This window comes from Pseudomonas sp. 15A4, assembly GCF_016925575.1.
Classification (GTDB): Bacteria; Pseudomonadota; Gammaproteobacteria; order Pseudomonadales; family Pseudomonadaceae; genus Aquipseudomonas.
In genome coordinates this window covers 2,973,621-2,992,341 of sequence record NZ_CP068986.1, presented here as the reverse complement: position 1 = coordinate 2,992,341, position 18,721 = coordinate 2,973,621, and the positions used below count along the sequence as shown (strand labels likewise).

The following is an 18,721-nucleotide window of genomic DNA, read 5'->3' as shown; positions in this document are numbered from 1 at the left end:
ATCGGCGGGACTACTTCACTCAGGTCCAGATCCGGGGACCCGCCTAACGGCGGGCATTTCGCCTTCGGCGAGTTACTTGGAAAAGCACCCCAAGTAACCAAGGGTGCTTGCTCTCGGTTGGGCCCGACTTCGTCGGGTTCCCTCACTCCGACGACGCTCCGTGGGCCCGCGCCGAACGGACATCCATGTCCTAGCGGCGCTCTCGCGGCATCCATGCCGCTCGGCCCACTCCGCGTCGTCTGCGTTCGGCCTGCACCAAAGTCGCGTTTGGCGGTGTCTGGACTTGCTTCGTAGGAAAGATCAAAAGCAAAGCAAGGCAGATCAAGAGCAGATCGAGGGCAGATCAGTCGCTACGGACTTGTGGGAGTGAGCTTGCTCACGAAGGGGTTGGTACATCCATCAAATATCTGGTGTTTGGAATACAGCATTCGCGAGCAAGCTCGCTCCCACAGGGAGGGCGGTGCTATCAGCAAAAATGTCGGTGCCTGAACTGGCCTCTTCCCGGCTGAAGCCGGTCCTACTGAGACATTGCATGCGTCCAGTGGGATTGGCTCTGACTGTAGGACCGGCTTCAGCCGGGAAGCTGTTGATCTGCTTTGAAGCGCTTTTGATCTTCATACGCAAAAGCTCAGTCACCACAAATCGCGACTTGGGTGCAGGCTGAACGCAGGTCTCGCGGAGTGGGCCGAGCCGCATGGATGCGGCGAGCGCGCCGTCAGGACATGGATGTCCGTTCGGCGCGGGCCCACGGAGTGAGACCGAAGTGAAGGAACCCTGACGAAGGAAGGGCCCAACCAGGAGCACAAGCCCTTGGTTACTTGGGGCTTTATCAAGTAACTCGCCGAAGGCGAAACAGTCTGCCCCCAGGCAGACGCACTTGATCTTGACCTAGCTGACCTCAACGCCATGTTGCTTAAGAAACGCCACAAACGCCTCTTCGTCGAGCACCTTCAGCCCCAGCTCATTGGCCTTGGTTAACTTCGAGCCCGCCCCGGCCCGGCCACCACCGTGTGGGTCTTCGCCGACACCGAACCGGACACCTTAGCCCCCAGCCCTTCCAGCTTCTCCTTCGCCACATCCCGGCTCATGAGCTCAAGCGACCCGGTCAGGACCCACGTCTGCCCGGCCAGCGGCGAACCCTCCACCACCTTCTTCTCGCTCTGCCAGTGCATGCCGAAATCCTTCAGCTGCAGCTCGATCGCCAAGGCCCGCTGCGCGTGCTCCGGGATATCGAAAAACGCCCGCACCGCCTGCGCCTGCTTCTCCGGCAGCGTCTGCCGCATATCCAGCCAGTCCGCCTTGACGACCGCCTCAAGGGTGCCGAACTTGTCCGCCAGCTTCTGCGCCGCACCCGGCCCCACCGACGGAATATTCAACTTATCCAGCAGGCCGCCCAAGGTCGCGCTCGCCGCGAACTCCGCGCCCAGATCGCCCGTGTCCTGCAGCTGCATCCGGCATTCGCCGAGCAACGCGCCGATCACGTTCTGGTTGTGCTCGTCCTCAAAGAAACTGTGAATCTCATGGGCGACTTCCAGACCCACGTCCGGCAGATACGTCAGCACCTCCGGCAGCGCCACAATCACCCGGTCCAGCGAACCCAACGAGCGCGCCAGCACTTTGGCCGTTTCCTCGCCCACGTCCGGAATCCCCAGCGCATAGATGAACCGCGCCAGCGTCGGCTGCTTGCTGTCGTCGATGGCCTTGAGCAGCTTCTTGCTGGAGATGTCGGCAAAACCCTCCAGATCAATGATTTGCTCGTACGTCAGTTTGTACAGATCAGCCGGGGAGCCGATGAGCTTCTCGTCCACCAGTTGCTCGATGGTTTTGTCGCCCAAGCCTTCGATGTCCATCGCTCGACGAGACACGTAATGGATGATCGCCTGTTTCAGCTGCGCGCCGCAGGCCAGCCGGCCGACGCAGCGATACACCGCGCCTTCGCTGATGGTTTCCTTGCCCTTGCTGCGCTTGATCAGCTGCGTGCGCTCGACCAGCGAGCCGCACACCGGGCAGGTCTGCGGGATCTCGACGGCGCGGGCGTCTGTCGGGCGGCGCTCTTGCACGACCTGCACCACCTGGGGAATCACGTCCCCCGCGCGGCGGATGATCACGGTGTCGCCGATCATCAAGCCCAGACGCGCCACTTCGTCCATGTTATGCAGCGTTGCGTTGGCGACGGTGACACCGGCGACTTTCACCGGCTTCAAACGGGCCACCGGCGTGACCGCGCCGGTGCGGCCGACCTGGAATTCCACGTCCAGCAGCTCGGTGAGTTCTTCCATGGCCGGGAATTTGTGAGCGATCGCCCAGCGCGGCTCGCGGGCGCGGAAACCCAGCTCGCGCTGGGCGGCGATGCTGTTCACCTTGAACACCACGCCGTCGATTTCGTACGGCAACGACAGACGTTTCTCGCCGATGTCGTGGTAGTACTTCAGGCAGTCTTCGATGCCGTGGGCGATCTTCATTTCGCGGCTGATCGGCATGCCCCACTCTTTCAACTGCTGCAGGTTGCCGGTGTGGGTCTCGGCGATGTCATGGGACACCTGACCGATGCCGTAGCAGCAGAATTCCAGCGGGCGGTTGGCGGTGATTTTCGAATCCAGCTGGCGCAGGCTGCCGGCCGCCGCGTTGCGCGGGTTGGCGAAGGTCTTGCCACCCACTTCAAGCTGGCTGGCGTTCAAACGCTCGAAGCCGGCCTTGGACATGAACACTTCGCCGCGCACTTCGAGGGTGTCCGGCCAGCCTTTGCCGTGCAGCTTCAGCGGGATGTTGCGCACGGTGCGCACGTTGACGCTGATGTCTTCGCCGGTGGTGCCATCGCCGCGGGTGGCGCCACGCACCAGGGCGCCGTTCTGATACAGCAGGCTGACCGCCAGGCCGTCGAGTTTCGGCTCGCAGCTGTATTCCACCTTCTTCGAGGCAGCGGGCAGGTCCAGCCCTTCGTTGACCCGACGATCGAACTCGAGCATGTCGGTTTCTTCGAAGGCGTTGCCCAGGCTGAGCATGGGGATTTCGTGGCGCACCTGGGTGAACGCCGACAGCGCCGCACTGCCCACCCGCTGGGTCGGCGAGTCCGGGGTCACCAGATGCGGGTTCTCCGCCTCCAGTGCCTTCAGCTCGTGGAACAGCCGGTCGTACTCGACGTCCGGGATGCTCGGCTCGTCGAGGACGTGATAGCGGTAGTTGTGCTGATCCAGCTCAGCGCGCAATTCAAGGATGCGGGTTTCGGCGGCTTTCATAAATGTGGTCTCGAAATGCAAAAGAGCAGCCGAAGCTGCTCAATTGGTGATGCTTGACTCTGTGGGAGCGCCCATCAACGACGCTGGGTCAGGGCGCGACGTTCGAACTCGACGATGCGCTGACGGTAATGCTCGATGGTCTGCGCGGTCATCACGCTGCGCTGGTCATCCTTCAACTCACCGTTCAGCTCATGGGCCAGCTTGCGAGCCGCTGCGACCATGACATCAAACGCCTGTTTCGGATGACGCGGCCCTGGCAGCCCCAGGAAGAAGCTCACGGCGCGAGTGCTGAAATGGTCGATGTCGTCCAGATCGAACACGCCCGGCTTGACCGCATTGGCCATCGAGAACAGCACTTCGCCGTTGCCGGCCATGCTTTCGTGACGGTGGAAAATGTCCATTTCGCCAAAGCGCAGACCGCTTTCCAGAATGTTCTGCAACAGCGCCGGTCCCTTGAAGCCGCTTTCGTCGCGGGAGATCACGCTGATCACCAGCACTTCTTCAACCGGAGGCAGGTCCTTGTCTTCGGTGATGCGCTGGGTCGGCTTGTCATCCGGGAAATCGTCGTCACGGGCGCTGAACAGGTCCGGGCCATTGGCGCCGAGGTTCAGATCACCCTGGTGCGGCTCGTCCTTGCGCTTGCCCCGTCGCGGTTCACGTTCGGCGCGCTCGCGGGGCGCTGCACTCATCGTTGGCAGGTCATGCTCGTCGAGTTTCGGTTCTTTATGGGTGTCGAGAACGCGCGCAGGGCCTAACACTTCAGCGGACGTCGGTTCGTCGTCGTCCGGCAGATTGGACAAGTTGCGGTCCAGCCTAAATTTCAATTTGCCCTTGCCACCGCGCATCCGGCGCCAGCCGTCAAACAGAATACCGGCGATGACAATAATGCCGATGACGATCAGCCACTCTCGCAGACCGATTTCCATGTAGTCCCGTGCCTCTAATGAAATTCTGAAAATTAAGGGCGCAAACCCCTTTAAAACGTGGAGCCAACTCTATGTTCTGAATGGCCTTTTACCCACGCGAAATGGAAAAGTGGACATTAAGCTAGCACGACCAAAGGCAACTTTACACCGTCTGTTACATCTGGCAGGTCACAAGCATCTGTCACGCTGCGGCGGTGGTTGCTGTACTGGACGCCCGTGCGCCACTTTTCCCTGCAAATTTGCATGATCGCCACGCGATCAACTGCGCATACCGCTATGACTCCACCAGCGCCATCGCCTCCTCTACGTCCACCGCCACCAGCCTCGAACAGCCCGGTTCGTGCATGGTGACGCCCATCAACTGTTCCGCCATTTCCATGGCGATCTTGTTGTGGGTGATGTAGATGAACTGCACGGTCTGCGACATCTCCTTGACCAACCGGGCGTAGCGCCCCACGTTGGCGTCGTCCAGCGGCGCATCGACTTCGTCGAGCATGCAGAACGGCGCCGGGTTGAGTTTGAAGATGGCGAAAACCAGCGCCAGCGCGGTCAAGGCTTTCTCACCCCCGGACAGCAAATGGATCGTGCTGTTTTTCTTGCCGGGAGGACGCGCCATGATCGTCACCCCTGTATCGAGTAAATCTTCGCCCGTCAGTTCCAAGTAAGCGCTGCCACCACCGAAAACTTTTGGAAAAAGTGCCTGAATTCCGCTGTTTATCTGATCAAAGGTCTCTTTGAAACGGTTGCGCGTTTCTTTGTCGATCTTGCGGATCACGCTTTCCAGCGTGTCCAGCGCTTCGACCAGATCGGCGTCCTGGGCGTCCAGATAGCGTTTGCGTTCGGACTGCTGCTGATACTCGTCGATGGCAGCAAGGTTGATCGCGCCCAGACGCTGAATCCGCGCGGCGATGCGTTCCAGCTCTTCTTCGGCGGCCTTCTCGTTGGCGTCGGCGGTCAGGGTCGCCAGCACGCCATCCAGGTCGTAGCCGTCTTCGTGCAGTTGCTCCTGAAGCGCCTTGCGCCTTACGGTCAGGGTCTGCCATTCCAGGCGCTGCTGCTCCAGTTGCCCACGCAACAGCGCCGATTGCTGCTCGGCCTGGTTGCGACGTTTCTCGGCCTCGCGCAGTTCGCGGTCGGCGTCTTCCAGGGCGTTCTTGGCGGTGCGCATCTCTTCGTCGACCACCATGCGCTTTTCCAGCAGCTCTTCGAGCTTCATGCGCAACTCTTCCAGCGGCGCGGCGCCCTCCTCCAGATTCAGGCTCAGTTGCTCGCGCTTCTCGGTCAGGCGCTCGGATTGCATCTCCAGACGTTCCAGCGCCTGGCGCGTGGAATCATGCTGCGCGCGCAGCGAACCCAGGCGCACGGCCAACTGGTTGGCGTGATCTTTATGCTGGCGGGCTTCCTGACGCACCCGGTCCAGACGCTCGCGCAGGCTGTCGCGCTGTGCCAGCAGCAACTCGCGCTGTTCAGTGTCCAGCGCCATGCTGTCGAGGGCGTCCTGCAACTGCAGGCGGGATTCGCCGAGGGTTTCCTGCTCCATGGCCCGCTGTTCGGCGAGCTCGGTCAATTCTTCATCGAGCCGCGTGCGGCGCAGGGTCAGTTGCTCGACCTTGGCTTTGGCGGCGGACAACTGCGCTTTAAGCTCGCTCTGCTGACGGGCTTCGTCCTGCAAGCGGCGGCGCAATTGCTCGCGGTTGTCTTCCTGGATACGTTGCTGCTCGCGCTGGGTCGACAGCTGCTCGTCAAGCGCGGCCAACGTCGCTTCGCGCTCTTCGCGCTCGCCTTCCAGACGCTGCAATTCCTGACCCCGCGCCAGCACGCCGCTTTCGGCCTCGCTGGCACGGCGCACACGGAGAAAATCCCGACCGACCCAGTAGCCGTCGCGGCTGATCAGGCTCTCACCGGCGCCCAGTTGGCCGCGCAGCGCCAGCGCATCGTCCAGGGTTTCAACGGGTTTGACCTGGCCCAGCCAGTGGGTCAGATCGACCTGCGTGTCGACCTTGTCCAGCAAGCTGCCAGGGATCCGCGTGACGTCAGCGCCGGGACTTACCAGGCGCAAGTCGCCCTGACTGAATCCGACCAGATCGAGACCGGCGAAATCATCCACCAGCACCGCATTCAGGTCAGCGCCCAGCACGGTCTCCACGGCCATTTCCCAGCCCGCCTCGACCCGCAGCCCTTCGGCCAGACGCGGACGCTCGCTCAACTGATGGTCGCGCAGCCATTCGGCGGTGCCGGTGCCAGGGTCGAGTGCCGCCTGCTGCAGCGCCTCCAGCGACGCAAGCCGGCCGTTCAAGCGTTGCAGATCGCCTTGGGCCTGCTGTTGCGCCTGGGTGGCCTGTTGCAGATCGACGCGCAGTTGCTCAAGGCGCTCGATCAGGTGTTCTTCTTCAGCGGTCAATTCTTCGAAAGCCATTTCCCGGGCGGCGAGGTCTTCGCTCAGCTCGAGAATCGCCGCGTCTTCGGGGTCCGCCGCGAGCAACTGACGCTCGTCGCCCAGACGCCGCTGGCGCTCGGCCAGACGCTCCAGGCTGGTTTCCAGCTGTTGAATGCGCGACTGCTGCACTTCTGCCTGACGCCGGGGTTCGGCGGACGTGAGGTTGAAGGCGTCCCACTGTTCCTGCCAGCCGTGCATCGCGGTTTCGGCGTCTTCCAGCGCGGCGGCGGATTCTTCGGCGGCCGCGAGGGTGATCTCCTGCTCCGGCTCAAGCATTTCCAGCTCTTCGCCAAGGGTCGCCAGCAGCGTGCGGTCGTGGCCCAGGTGGGATTCGGTTTCCAGGCGCGCGCGCTCGGCTTCGCGCAAATCGTCTTGCAACTGCCGCAAACGTTGCTGACCGTGCTGAATGCTCTGCTCGACCCGGGCGATGTCGCCGCCCACCGAATAGAAACGCCCCTGCACCAGATTGAATCGCTCGGATAGGTCGTGATGACCGTCCCGCAGGCGCTCGATGGCAGCGTCAGCGCTGCGCTGATCGGCGACCAGTGACTCGAAGCCGACTTCCTGATTGCCGATCACCGATTCACGCTGGGCCACTTGCTCGTTCAGCGCCTGCCAGCGCAACGCTGACAGTTGCGCCTTGAGCTGACGCTCTTCGGCTTTGTATTCCTGATACTTCTCGGCCGCCTGGGCCTGACGCTGCAGACGCTCCAGCTGCCGACCCAGTTCTTCGCGCAAATCGGTCAGGCGCGCCAGGTTCTCGTGGGTGCGGCGGATGCGGTTTTCGGTGTCGCGGCGGCGCTCCTTGTACTTGGAGATGCCCGCGGCTTCTTCGATGAAATTGCGCAGGTCCTCGGGCTTGGCTTCGATCAGCTTGGAGATCATGCCCTGCTCGATGATCGAATAGCTGCGCGGGCCCAGGCCGGTGCCGAGGAAGATGTCGGTGATATCGCGGCGACGGCATTTGGTGCCGTTGAGGTAGTAGCTGTTCTGGCTGTCGCGGGTCACTTTGCGGCGAATGGAGATTTCCGCGTAGCTGGCGTATTCGCCCACCAGGGTGCCGTCGGAGTTATCGAAAACCAGCTCGATGCTGGCCTGGCTCACCGGTTTGCGGCTGGTGGAGCCGTTGAAGATCACGTCGGTCATCGACTCGCCGCGCAGGTTCTTGGCCGAGCTTTCGCCCATGACCCAGCGCACCGCGTCGATGATGTTGGATTTGCCGCATCCATTGGGGCCGACCACGGCCGCCATGTTGCTGGGGAAGTTCACCGTCGTCGGGTCGACGAACGATTTGAACCCCGCCAGCCTGATGCACTTGAGGCGCATGAATCAGCTGGCCGCCAGGGCAGACAGAACCGATTGGCAGCTGCGCTCGGCGTAGCAGGTCAGTACGTCGCGGATCCGCGCCAGATCCCGCGCCACCACCGCTTCGAGCAACTGGCCGAAGAGGGTCAGGTACTCGCTCATTTCCGCCTGGCGTTGATCCAGGGCGAGGAAATAGAAGCGGCTCATGGACGGCTGCAGGTTCTCGACGGTCTCTTCCAGGTACGGGTTGTTGGCGAACGGATAGGCCGCGCGCATCACGTTGAAACTCTCTTCAACGAAGCCCTTTACGTCCTGGCGTTCGCAACTGGCGATGAGCCGCTGCTGAATCTGCTGGAACGCCGCCAGGTCAACCGGCTCTTTCCAGCTGCGCGCCACGGCCAGACCGAGGAGGATGTACATCTCGCTCATCAGGGCGCAGAGGCTGGTGATGTTGTGCGGGGTCAGGACCGAGACCTGCGCGCCGCGACGGGGAGGATCACGATCAGATGGCGTCGCTCGAGGATCAACAATGCCTCGCGCACCGAGCCTCGGCTCACGTTCAGCGCGGCCGTGACCTTCTGCTCCTGAATCCGCTCCCCTGGCTTGAGCTCGCCGCGGATGATGCGCTCGGCCAGGTGATGAGCGATCTGCTCGGCGAGGCTGTCAGGTGCCTTGAACGTCATTTCTTACCTTCAACTTCTTTGGTCGCAAACAAGCGGCGGAGTGTATCGCACTGCAGGTCTGTGGCGCAGGGCCATACTGTGGAAACTGGCACGAATTAAGCAGAAACACGGACATGTTCTGCTCACGAGCACTCAGTCTTTGAACGTTATCGTCTTGTGGGTTATCGGCCATTTCTCGAAATAATGAATTTCTTGACCTTTGAGTCAGAAATTAATTGACCCGATAGTCAGAGCTGATAGATTCATCGACATGTTCGATGACCCATCCGCCGGCAGCTGTGACCAGTGCTTTTAATGACAAGAACGAGGCGCGACCCGTGATCCAGTTTCTCCTGAACCAAGAGCTGAAAACCGAGCAGGCTCTGGACCCCAATGTGACGGTGCTCAACTACCTGCGCGAGCATCTGCACAAATCCGGCACCAAAGAAGGCTGCGCCAGCGGCGATTGCGGCGCGTGCACCGTGGTTGTCGGCGAGCTGACCACCGACGCGGCGGGCCGGGAGCAATTGAGTTATCGCAGCCTCAATTCGTGCCTGACCTTCGTGGCCTCGCTGCACGGCAAACAGCTAATCAGCGTCGAAGACCTCAAGCATCAGGGCCGCTTGCACAGCGTTCAGCAAGCGATGGTCGACTGCCACGGTTCCCAATGCGGCTTCTGCACGCCGGGCTTTGTCATGTCGCTGTTCGCGCTGCAAAAGAACAGCGCCGAATCCGCCTCCTCTGAAACAAAACATGCTCAGGCCCACGAAGCCCTGGCCGGCAATCTGTGCCGCTGCACCGGGTATCGACCGATCCTCGCGGCGGCCGAGCAAAGCTGCAGTCAGCCGTCGTCGGACCAGTTCGATGCCCTGAAGGCGCAGACCATCGCCCGCCTCAAGGCCATCGCGCCCACGCAAACCGGCGAGCTGAACAGCGGCGACAAGCGCTGCCTGGTGCCGCTGACCGTGGCGGATCTGGCCGAACTCTACGAGGCCAATCCCCAGGCCCGGCTCTTGGCCGGCGGCACCGACCTGGCCCTTGAAGTGACGCAATTCCATCGCCCGCTGCCGGTGATGATCTACGTCGGCAACGTCGCGGCGATGAAGAAGATCGAGCACTTCGAAGACCGCATCGAGATCGGCGCGGCAACGGCCCTCACTGATTGCTACGAAGCCTTGAGCCGCGAGTACCCGGATTTCGGTGAATTGCTGCACCGTTTTGCATCGTTGCAGATCCGCAATCAGGGCACCCTCGGCGGCAACATCGGCAACGCCTCGCCGATTGGCGACTCCCCGCCCCTGCTGATCGCACTGGGCGCGAAGATCGTGCTGCGAAAAGGGGAGCAGACCCGCACCCTGGCGCTGGAGGATTACTTCATCGATTACCGGGTGACGGTGCGTCAGGAAAGCGAGTTCATCGAGCGCATCATCGTGCCCCGCGCCAATGCCCGGCAGACGTTTCGCGCCTACAAGGTTTCAAAGCGGCTGGACGACGACATCTCGGCGGTCTGCGCGGCGTTCCGCGTACACGTCGAAAACGGCGCCATCGTCGACGCCCGCGCGGCCTTCGGCGGCATGGCGGCAATCCCCAAACGCGCGGCCCATTGCGAGCAGGCACTGATCGGCCAGCCGTGGACGTCGGCCACCATCGAGCGCGCCTGCGCTGCGCTGGCCGAGGATTTCACGCCGCTGACGGACTTCCGCGCGAGCAAGGAATACCGCCTGCTCAGCGCGCAGAACCTGCTGCGCAAATACTTCATTGAAGTGCAAACGCCTCACATCCAGACGCGGGTGACAGCTTATGTCTAATCATCATTCAGCCAGGTCCCAGGAAGAAATGGTCGCCCTGTTTCAACAGGACCTGACCACCGGCGTGGGCCGCAGCGTCAAGCACGACAGCGCCGACAAGCACGTCTCCGGCGAAGCGATCTACATCGACGACCGCCTCGAATTCCCCAATCAGCTGCACGTGTATGCGCGGCTGTCCGACCGTGCCCACGCGCGCATCGTGCGCGTCGACGTGTCGCCCTGCTACGCCTTCGACGGCGTGCGCATCGCCATCACCCACGAAGACATTCCGGGCCTCAAGGACATTGGCCCGCTGCTGCCCGGCGATCCGTTGCTGGCCATCGACACGGTCGAGTTCGTCGGTCAGCCGGTGATTGCCGTGGCCGCCCGGGATCTGGAAACCGCACGCAAGGCGGCGATGGCCGCGATCATCGAATACGAAGACCTGGAACCGGTGCTCGACGTGGTTCAGGCCTACCGCAACAAGCATTTCGTGCTCGACAGCCACACCCATCAGCGCGGTGATTCGGTAACGGCGCTGGCCTCCGCGACCCACCGGATTCAGGGGACGCTGCACATCGGCGGTCAGGAACACTTCTACCTGGAAACGCAGATTTCGTCGGTGATGCCCACCGAAGACGGCGGCATGATCGTTTACTGCTCGACGCAGAACCCGACCGAAGTGCAGAAGCTCGTCGCCGAAGTGCTGGACGTGCCGATGAACAAGATCGTCGTCGACATGCGCCGCATGGGCGGCGGCTTTGGCGGCAAGGAAACCCAGGCCGCGAGCCCCGCGTGCCTGTGTGCGGTGGTGGCGCGCCTGACCGGCCAGCCGACCAAAATGCGCCTGCCGCGCATGGAAGACATGGTCATGACTGGCAAGCGCCACCCGTTTTACGTCGAGTACGACGTGGGCTTCGACAACGACGGACGCTTGCACGGCATTCAGCTGGAGCTGGCTGGCAACTGCGGCTACTCGCCAGACCTGTCGGCGTCCATCGTCGACCGGGCGATGTTTCATGCCGACAATTCTTATTACCTGGGCGACGCCACGATCAACGGCCACCGCTGCAAGACAAACACCGCGTCGAACACGGCCTACCGCGGCTTCGGCGGCCCTCAAGGGATGGTCGCCATTGAAGAAGTGATGGACGTCATCGCCCGGCATCTGGGCAAGGACCCGCTGGCAGTGCGCAAGGCCAACTACTACGGCAAGACCGAGCGCAACGTCACCCATTACTACCAGACGGTCGAGCACAACATGCTCGAAGAAATGACCGCCGAGCTGGAGGAAAGCAGTGACTACGCGGAGCGGCGCAAAGCGATCAAGGCTTACAACGCCAACAGCCCGATTCTGAAGAAAGGCCTGGCGCTGGTTCCGGTGAAATTCGGCATTTCCTTCACCGCCAGCTTCCTCAATCAGGCCGGCGCGCTGATCCACATCTACACCGACGGCAGCATCCACCTTAATCATGGCGGCACCGAGATGGGCCAGGGTCTGAACGTCAAAGTGGCTCAAGTGGTGGCCGAGGTGTTTCAGGTCGATATCGACCGCGTGCAGATCACCGCGACCAATACCGACAAGGTGCCGAACACGTCGCCAACCGCAGCCTCCAGCGGCGCCGACTTGAACGGCAAGGCGGCGCAGAACGCTGCGGAAATCCTCAAGCAGCGGCTGGTGGAATTCGCAGCCAAGCATTACCAGTGCGATGAGTCGCGGGTCGAGTTTCGCAACGGCCACGTGCGCGTCGGCGAGCACGTCATCAGCTTCGACACCCTCGCCCAGCAGGCCTGGACGGGCCAGGTGTCGCTGTCGAGCACCGGCTATTACAAGACACCCAAGATCTTCTACGACCGCAGCCAGGCGCGCGGCCGGCCGTTCTATTACTTTGCCTTCGGCGCGGCCTGCACCGAAGTGCTGGTCGACACCCTGACCGGCGAGTACAAAATGCTGCGCACGGACATTCTTCACGACGTCGGCGCCTCGCTGAATCCGGCCATCGACATCGGTCAGGTCGAGGGCGGCTACATTCAAGGGATGGGCTGGCTGACGACCGAGGAACTGGTCTGGAACGACAAGGGCAAGCTGATGACCAACGGCCCGGCCGGCTACAAGATTCCGGCCGTGGCGGACATGCCGGCGGACCTGCGGGTGAAGCTGGTGGAGAACCGCAAGAACCCGGAAGACACGGTGTTTCATTCCAAAGCCGTGGGTGAGCCACCGTTCATGCTGGGCATCGCCGCGTGGTGCGCGATCAAGGACGCCGTGGCGAGTCTGGGCGATTACCAGCATCAACCGAAGATCGATGCACCGGCGACCCCGGAGCGGGTGTTGTGGGGGTGTGAGCAGATGCGGGCGTTGCGTCGCGATGCGGAGTTAGCTGCCGAGAACGCTGCCGAGATCGTTTCAGAACCTGCTCCGGGGCTCCGCGTGGGAATGCAGCCCGAGACGCTTCGCGTCGATTAAGCAGTGGCGGCCTGTGCTGACGCTTTCGCGAGCAAGCTCACTCTTACAGTGCAAATGCGATCCGTGTAGGAGTGAGCTTGCTCGCGATGAGGCCAGCACGGGCAATGACGATGTTTGATCTGCCAACCCGCCGATCAGGAGAAATCACATGAATAACTGGATCAGCGCCCTCGCCGACTTGCAGCAGCAGGGCGAGGCCTGCGTGCTGGTGACCATCATCGAGGAGCGTGGCTCGACGCCGCGCAATGCCGGCTCGAAAATGGTCGTCAGCGCCGGGCGAATCTTCGACACCATCGGCGGCGGGCATCTGGAATACAAGGCCATGGAAATCGCCCGGGAGATGCTCGCCAGCGGCAGCCAGCACACCCGTCTGGAGCGCTTCAGCCTCGGCGCCAGCCTGGGTCAATGCTGCGGCGGCGTGAATGTGTTGCTGTTCGAACTCATGGGCCAGCCCCAGGCGCACATCGCCGTGTTCGGCGCCGGCCACGTCGGTCGGGCGCTGGTGCCGCTGCTCGCCAGCCTGCCCTGCCGCGTGCGCTGGATCGATTCCCGCGAGGCCGAATTTCCTGCGCAGTTGCCGGAAGGCGTGACGCAGATCCTCAGCGAGGACGTCATCGAAGAAGTCGACAACCTCCCCGCTGGCAGCTATTGCATCGTCATGACCCACAACCATCAGCTGGATCTGGAGCTTGCCGAAGCGATTCTCAAGCGCGGCGACTTCAGCTATTTCGGCCTGATCGGTTCGAAAACCAAGCGCGTGAAGTTCGAGCATCGCCTGCGTGATCGTGGCTTCGATGCCGCTGTGGTGCAGCGCATGCGTTGCCCCATGGGCCTGACCGAGGTCAAGGGCAAACTGCCCATGGAAATCGCCGTGTCCATCGCCGGCGAAGTGATCGCCACCTACAACGCTCATTTCGGCGAGCAAAGCACCACCGCCGAACCTGTCGCCAAGCTGCTGCCGGTGTCCCGCCGCAGCCAGGCCCAATGAATCCCGGAAGAACGATCAACTGACATGACCACAGAAATCAGCACTGCCAAAAAGCCTACCGCGCCGCCATCATTCACAGCATCGCCGACCCTGCCGAAGTGGCGGTGGAAGCATCGTACGAGTATTTCGAAGACGGCCTGATGGTGGTCGAAAACGGCAAGATCATTGCCCTCGGCAATGCCGAAGACCTACTCGGCACGCTCGCCGCCAACGTCGAAATCGTCAGCTATCAGGACGCCCTGATCACCGCCGGTTTCATCGACACTCACATCCATTTGCCACAGACCGGCATGGTCGGTTCCTACGGCGAGCAGTTACTCGACTGGCTGAATACCTACGTGTTTCCCTGCGAGAGACAGTTCGAAGACCCCGAGCATTCGGCCCAGGTGGCTGACATCTTTCTCAAAGAATTGCTGCGCAATGGCACCACCACCGCGCTGGTGTTCGGCAGTCGTCACAAGGAGTCGGTGGAGGCACTGTTCAGTGCCGCCGAGAAGCTCAATCTGCGCCTGATCGCCGGCAAGGTGATGATGGACCGTAACGCGCCTGATTATCTGGTGGACACCGCTGAGTCCAGCTATGTCGACAGCAAGGCGCTGATCGAGCGCTGGCATGGCAAGGGCCGCCTGCATTACGCCGTCACCCCGCGCTTCGCCCCGACCAGCACGCCTGAGCAATTGACCCTCGCCGGGCAGTTGCTGACTGATTACCCCGACCTGTACATGCAGACCCACATCAGTGAGAACCTGAAGGAGGTCGAGTGGGTCAAGGCGCTGTTCCCGGAGCGCAAGAATTACCTGGATGTGTACGACCATTTCAACTTGCTCGGCGAGCGCTCGGTGTTCGCCCACGGCGTGCACCTGTGCGATCAGGAGTGTGAGCGCCTGGCGGAAACCGGGTCAGCCATCGCCTTCTGCCCGACGTCCAACTTCTTCCTCGGCAGTGGGCTGTTCAACTTGCCGATGGCCGAAAAGCACAAGGTCAATGTAGGACTCGGAACAGATGTCGGCGCTGGCACCAGTTTCTCGCTGCTGCACACCTTGAACGAGGCGTACAAGGTCATGCAGCTGCAAGGCGCGAAGTTGAGCCCGTTCAAATCGCTGTATCTCGCGACGCTGGGCGGCGCACGGGCGCTGCGACTGGAAGACAAGATCGGCAACCTGCAGCCGGGCAGCGAAGCGGACTTTGTGGTGCTGGATTTCAACGCCACCCCGCTGCTGTCCTACCGCATGAGTCAGGCGACGAGCATTGAAGAGCAGCTGTTTGTGTTGATGACCCTGGGGGATGACCGCACCGTCAGCGAAACGTATTCGGCGGGGGTGTTGGTGCATAAGCGTTGAGGCGATGCCGCAAACGGTAGAAGCGCCTGCCCGCAATGCAGTGGGTCAGCCGACGTTGATGTCACAGGCCCGCCGCTTCGCGACCGTCGTAACCTCCGATTGCTCCTACAGGAGATCTGCGCCCGACGCGGATTTTCGATGACAGCTGGAAACTGTAGGAGCGACCGGGGTGGCGCTCCACCTTGCTCGCGAAAGCATTCTGTCAGTCAGCCCAAATACTGCTGACCCACCGCATTCGTGAGCAAGCTCACTCCCACAAGTGATGTGCTTGCCCAGAATGCTGTGCTTCTTCCAAAGGTATATCCGCCACAGGTTGTGCGGCGAACTGGATGTATCAGACCGCGGTGCTGCGCCCTGCTTTTTTCTTTGGCAGCATCAGGTGCGAGAACACCGCATGGAGGTCGTCGGAGGCGCTGTCTTCGTCGAGGTTGAGCTTGCTGTCGATGTGATCCATGTGATGCATCATCAGGTTCACCGCCAGGGTCGCGTCTCGGGCTTCGATGGCGTCGATCAGTTGGGTGTGTTCATCGTACGAGCAGTGCGAGCGGTTGCCGCTTTCGTACTGCGCGATGATCAGCGAGGTCTGCGAGACCAGGCTGCGCTGGAAGCTGATCAGCGGGGCGTTTTTCGCCGCTTCCGCCAGTTTCAGATGGAATTCCCCCGACAGACGAATACCCGCCCCGCGATCCCCTTTCGAAAAACTGTCGCGCTCGTCGCTGACCATCTGGCGTAACTCGCTGAGCTGTTCCGCCGTGGCGTGCTCGACCGCCAGTTCAGTGATCGCCTTCTCCACCAGACGCCGGGCGAAGAACACCTGTCGTGCCTCTTCGACGCTCGGGCTGGCCACCACCGCGCCGCGATTCGGGCGCAGCAGCACCACGCCTTCGTGGGCCAGACGCGACAATGCGCGACGAATGATGGTGCGGCTGACGCCGAAGATTTCACCGAGGGCTTCTTCGCTCAGCTTGGTGCCGGGCGCCAGACGCTGTTCGAGAATCGCCTCGAAAATGTGCGCGTAGACGATGTCGTCCTGGGTGCCGCTACGGCCGGACTTGGCGGTGCGTGAGTGTTTCTTGAGGGGTTGCAACTGATCGTTCATGGGCACTCGTGGTAACAGAATCCGGCGCGGGGCCTTGCCGTGATCAGGGCGGGTACGACCACTGTTGGGGCAACCAATAGCAGATATCCCGGCAAAGTCACAGTAAAAGTAATGGCGCATTGTACACAGCGGGCACCGTCTGCACAGGCCCGGAAATGACGGGGCGTTATGCACACAATCCGCCAAATATTCCGTACACGATCGAAAACATTATTTGCATTATTTGTATACAAAAGCATAATCCCTTCGTGCACGTTTCTGACCTTTCAGTCAACAAATCAGCCTGGACAGGTCCATACGCCTCCCGGAGCCCGCAACCGGCTTTGTCATAACAACAAAAACGTCCCGAGGATTTAACTGTGGAAAGTCGCAAAACCGAAGCCACGCCGCTGGATCTCACGCTGCCGCGCAAAGGCCTGCTTGAACGCCTCTTCAAACTGAGCCTGCACGGCACGACCGTCCGAACCGAGCTGCTGGCAGGGCTCACGACCTTCATCACCATGGCCTACATCATCTTCGTCAACCCCAACATCATGGCCGACGCCGGCATCGATCATGGCGCGGCGTTCGTCGCGACCTGCATCGCCGCCGCGCTGGGTTGTCTGTTGATGGGGCTGTACGCCAACTGGCCGGTGGGCCTGGCGCCGGGGATGGGCCTGAACGCGTTCTTTACCTACACCGTGGTCGGCACCATGGGTTACAGCTGGGAAACGGCGTTGGGCGCGGTGTTCGTCTCGGGCGTGATCTTCATGGTCCTGACCCTGTCGCGGATCCGCGAATGGTTGCTCAACAGCATCCCGGTCAGCCTGCGTTACGCCATGGGCGCGGGGGTCGGTCTGTTTCTCGGGCTGATCGGCCTGAAGACCGCCGGCATCGTCGTCGACAGCCCGGCGACGCTGATCAAACTGGGTTCGTTGCGCGAGCCCGGTCCGCTGCTCGCCGCCATCTGCTTTCTGATGATTGCCGTGCTCAGTTATCACCGGGTGTTCGGCGCGATCCTCATCAGCATCATCACGGTGACGCTGGCCGGTTGGGGCCTGGGGCTGATGCATTACAACGGCATCTTTTCCATGCCGCCGAGCCTGGCGCCAACCTGGATGGCCATGGACCTGGCGGGCGTGTTCAACGTCAGCATGATCAGCGTGGTGCTGGCGTTTCTGTTCGTGCACATGTTCGACACCGCCGGCACGCTCATGGGTGTGGCACAGCGCGCCGGTTTGGTGCGCGAAGACGGCCGCATCGAGAACCTCTCGCGGGCCTTGAAGGCGGACAGCGCATCCAGCGTGTTCGGTGCGATGGTCGGTGTGCCGCCGGTCACCAGCTACGTGGAAAGCGCTTCGGGCGTGGCGGCCGGGGGTCGGACTGGTCTGACCGCCGTGACCGTGGGCGTGCTGTTCGTGGCGGCGATGTTCTTCGCCCCGCTGGCTGGCATGATTCCCGCTTACGCGACGGCAGGTGCATTGATTTACGTGGCGATGCTGATGATGGGCGGCATGGCGCATATCGACTGGGACGAAGCCACCGACAGCATTCCGGCGATCGTCACGGCGATCATGATGCCGCTGACGTTTTCGGTGGCGGACGGGATTGCGCTGGGATTCATCACCTACGTGGTGCTCAAGGCCGGCACAGGCCGCCACCGGGAAATCTCCATCAGCCTGTGGGTGCTGTGCGCGATCTTCATCGCCAAGTTCGTGTTTTTGTAAGGCTTTCCGGCTGCCGCACTGCTGATGGATGGCAGTCGTAACCGCTCATGACCTGAAGCGCCGCGCAGCCCGCGGCGTTTCTGCTTTCAGATAAACAAGGAGAACACCTCATGACACTGGAAACCTGGCTGCTGTTCAGCGGCGCGGCGTTGGTGGTCATTCTGATTCCGGGGCCGCTGTCACTGCTGATGATCGGCAACAGCCTGAATTACGGCCTGCTGCGCTCCTACCCCGCCTTCCTCGGCGGCGTCTGCGCATCGATCTGCCTGCTCAGCGCTTCGGCCCTGGGTCTGGGCGCCTTGCTGCTGGCGTCCGAGCAATTGTTCAGCGCCTTGAAAATCGTCGGCGGCCTGTACCTGTTTTACCTCGCCTGGCAGAGCTGGAAACAGTCGCGTCAGCCGGCCACCGCCGCCGAAGTGCTCGAGGCGTCCAGCAAACCGGCGTTTGGCTCACTGTTCTGGCGCGCCTTCGTGCTGGGCGGCAGCAACCCGAAAGACATCCTGTTTTTCGCCGCCTTTCTACCGCAGTTTCTCAAGGCTGATGAGCCGTTCTTCGGCCAGTTGATCACCATGATCATCACCTGGACCGTCCTCGACCTGAGCTGCAAATTGTTCTACGGCCTCAGCGCCCAGGGCGCGGCCCGCTATCTGCGCACGGGCAAGGGCCAGACCTGGTTCAACCGCATCAGCGCCGGCCTGTTCGGCACTGCGGGCACCGTCGCCCTGATCAGCCGCTGACGCTTGAAAGCCAAAACGCCCGCGGCAAAAG

General features: G+C 61.8%; 8 protein-coding genes and 3 pseudogenes. 6 read left to right on the top strand and 5 right to left on the bottom strand.

The annotated features are described in order from the left end of the window. Positions 1–888: 888 nt before the first annotated feature. From ligA to JN403_RS13450, 4 genes and pseudogenes are all read right to left on the bottom strand, one after another. Positions 889–3,236 (bottom strand): annotated as a pseudogene (ligA, locus tag JN403_RS13465) (NAD-dependent DNA ligase LigA). A 74-nt stretch (positions 3,237–3,310) separates the two neighbouring features. Further along, entirely contained in the window at positions 3,311–4,162 is an 852-nt protein-coding gene (gene zipA, locus JN403_RS13460; RefSeq protein ID WP_205482758.1) for a cell division protein ZipA, read from the bottom strand. Between the two features lie 274 nt (positions 4,163–4,436). Beyond that, positions 4,437–7,925 carry a chromosome segregation protein SMC gene (gene smc / locus JN403_RS13455; protein ID WP_205482757.1) on the bottom strand — a complete coding sequence of 1,163 codons (3,489 nt, stop codon included), beginning with the start codon at positions 7,923–7,925 and terminating at the stop codon, positions 4,437–4,439. Between the two features lie 3 nt (positions 7,926–7,928). Next, positions 7,929–8,587, bottom strand: a pseudogene (locus tag JN403_RS13450) (GntR family transcriptional regulator). A gap of 317 nt (positions 8,588–8,904) precedes the next feature. Here JN403_RS13450 and xdhA point away from each other — a divergent pair. The 4 genes and pseudogenes from xdhA to guaD form a co-directional block, all read left to right on the top strand. Next, positions 8,905–10,374, top strand: a complete 1,470-nt coding sequence (gene xdhA / locus JN403_RS13445) for a xanthine dehydrogenase small subunit (RefSeq protein WP_205482756.1) — start codon at positions 8,905–8,907, stop codon at positions 10,372–10,374. Then, positions 10,367–12,820, top strand: coding sequence for a xanthine dehydrogenase molybdopterin binding subunit (gene xdhB, locus JN403_RS13440; protein ID WP_240356549.1), 2,454 nt, complete (start codon positions 10,367–10,369; stop codon positions 12,818–12,820). Before xdhA ends, xdhB begins: the two co-directional genes overlap by 8 nt. Before the next feature lie 148 nt (positions 12,821–12,968). Beyond that, complete coding sequence (gene xdhC / locus JN403_RS13435; RefSeq protein ID WP_205482755.1) at positions 12,969–13,808, top strand: xanthine dehydrogenase accessory protein XdhC; 840 nt, start codon at positions 12,969–12,971, stop codon at positions 13,806–13,808. A 50-nt stretch (positions 13,809–13,858) separates the two neighbouring features. Further along, positions 13,859–15,148, top strand: a pseudogene (guaD, locus tag JN403_RS13430) (guanine deaminase); the annotation flags it as partial. Between the two features lie 334 nt (positions 15,149–15,482). Here guaD and JN403_RS13425 read toward each other — a convergent pair. Then, on the bottom strand, positions 15,483–16,247 hold the full coding sequence (locus JN403_RS13425) for a GntR family transcriptional regulator (RefSeq protein ID WP_192174191.1): 765 nt from the start codon (positions 16,245–16,247) through the stop codon (positions 15,483–15,485). A 359-nt stretch (positions 16,248–16,606) separates the two neighbouring features. Between JN403_RS13425 and JN403_RS13420 the strand changes: the two genes are divergently transcribed. Continuing rightward, complete coding sequence (locus tag JN403_RS13420; protein WP_205482754.1) at positions 16,607–17,953, top strand: NCS2 family permease; 1,347 nt, start codon at positions 16,607–16,609, stop codon at positions 17,951–17,953. Positions 17,954–18,063: 110 nt separating this feature from the next. After that, entirely contained in the window at positions 18,064–18,690 is a 627-nt protein-coding gene (locus JN403_RS13415) for a LysE family translocator (protein ID WP_205482753.1), read from the top strand. The last annotated feature ends 31 nt before the right edge of the window (positions 18,691–18,721 follow it).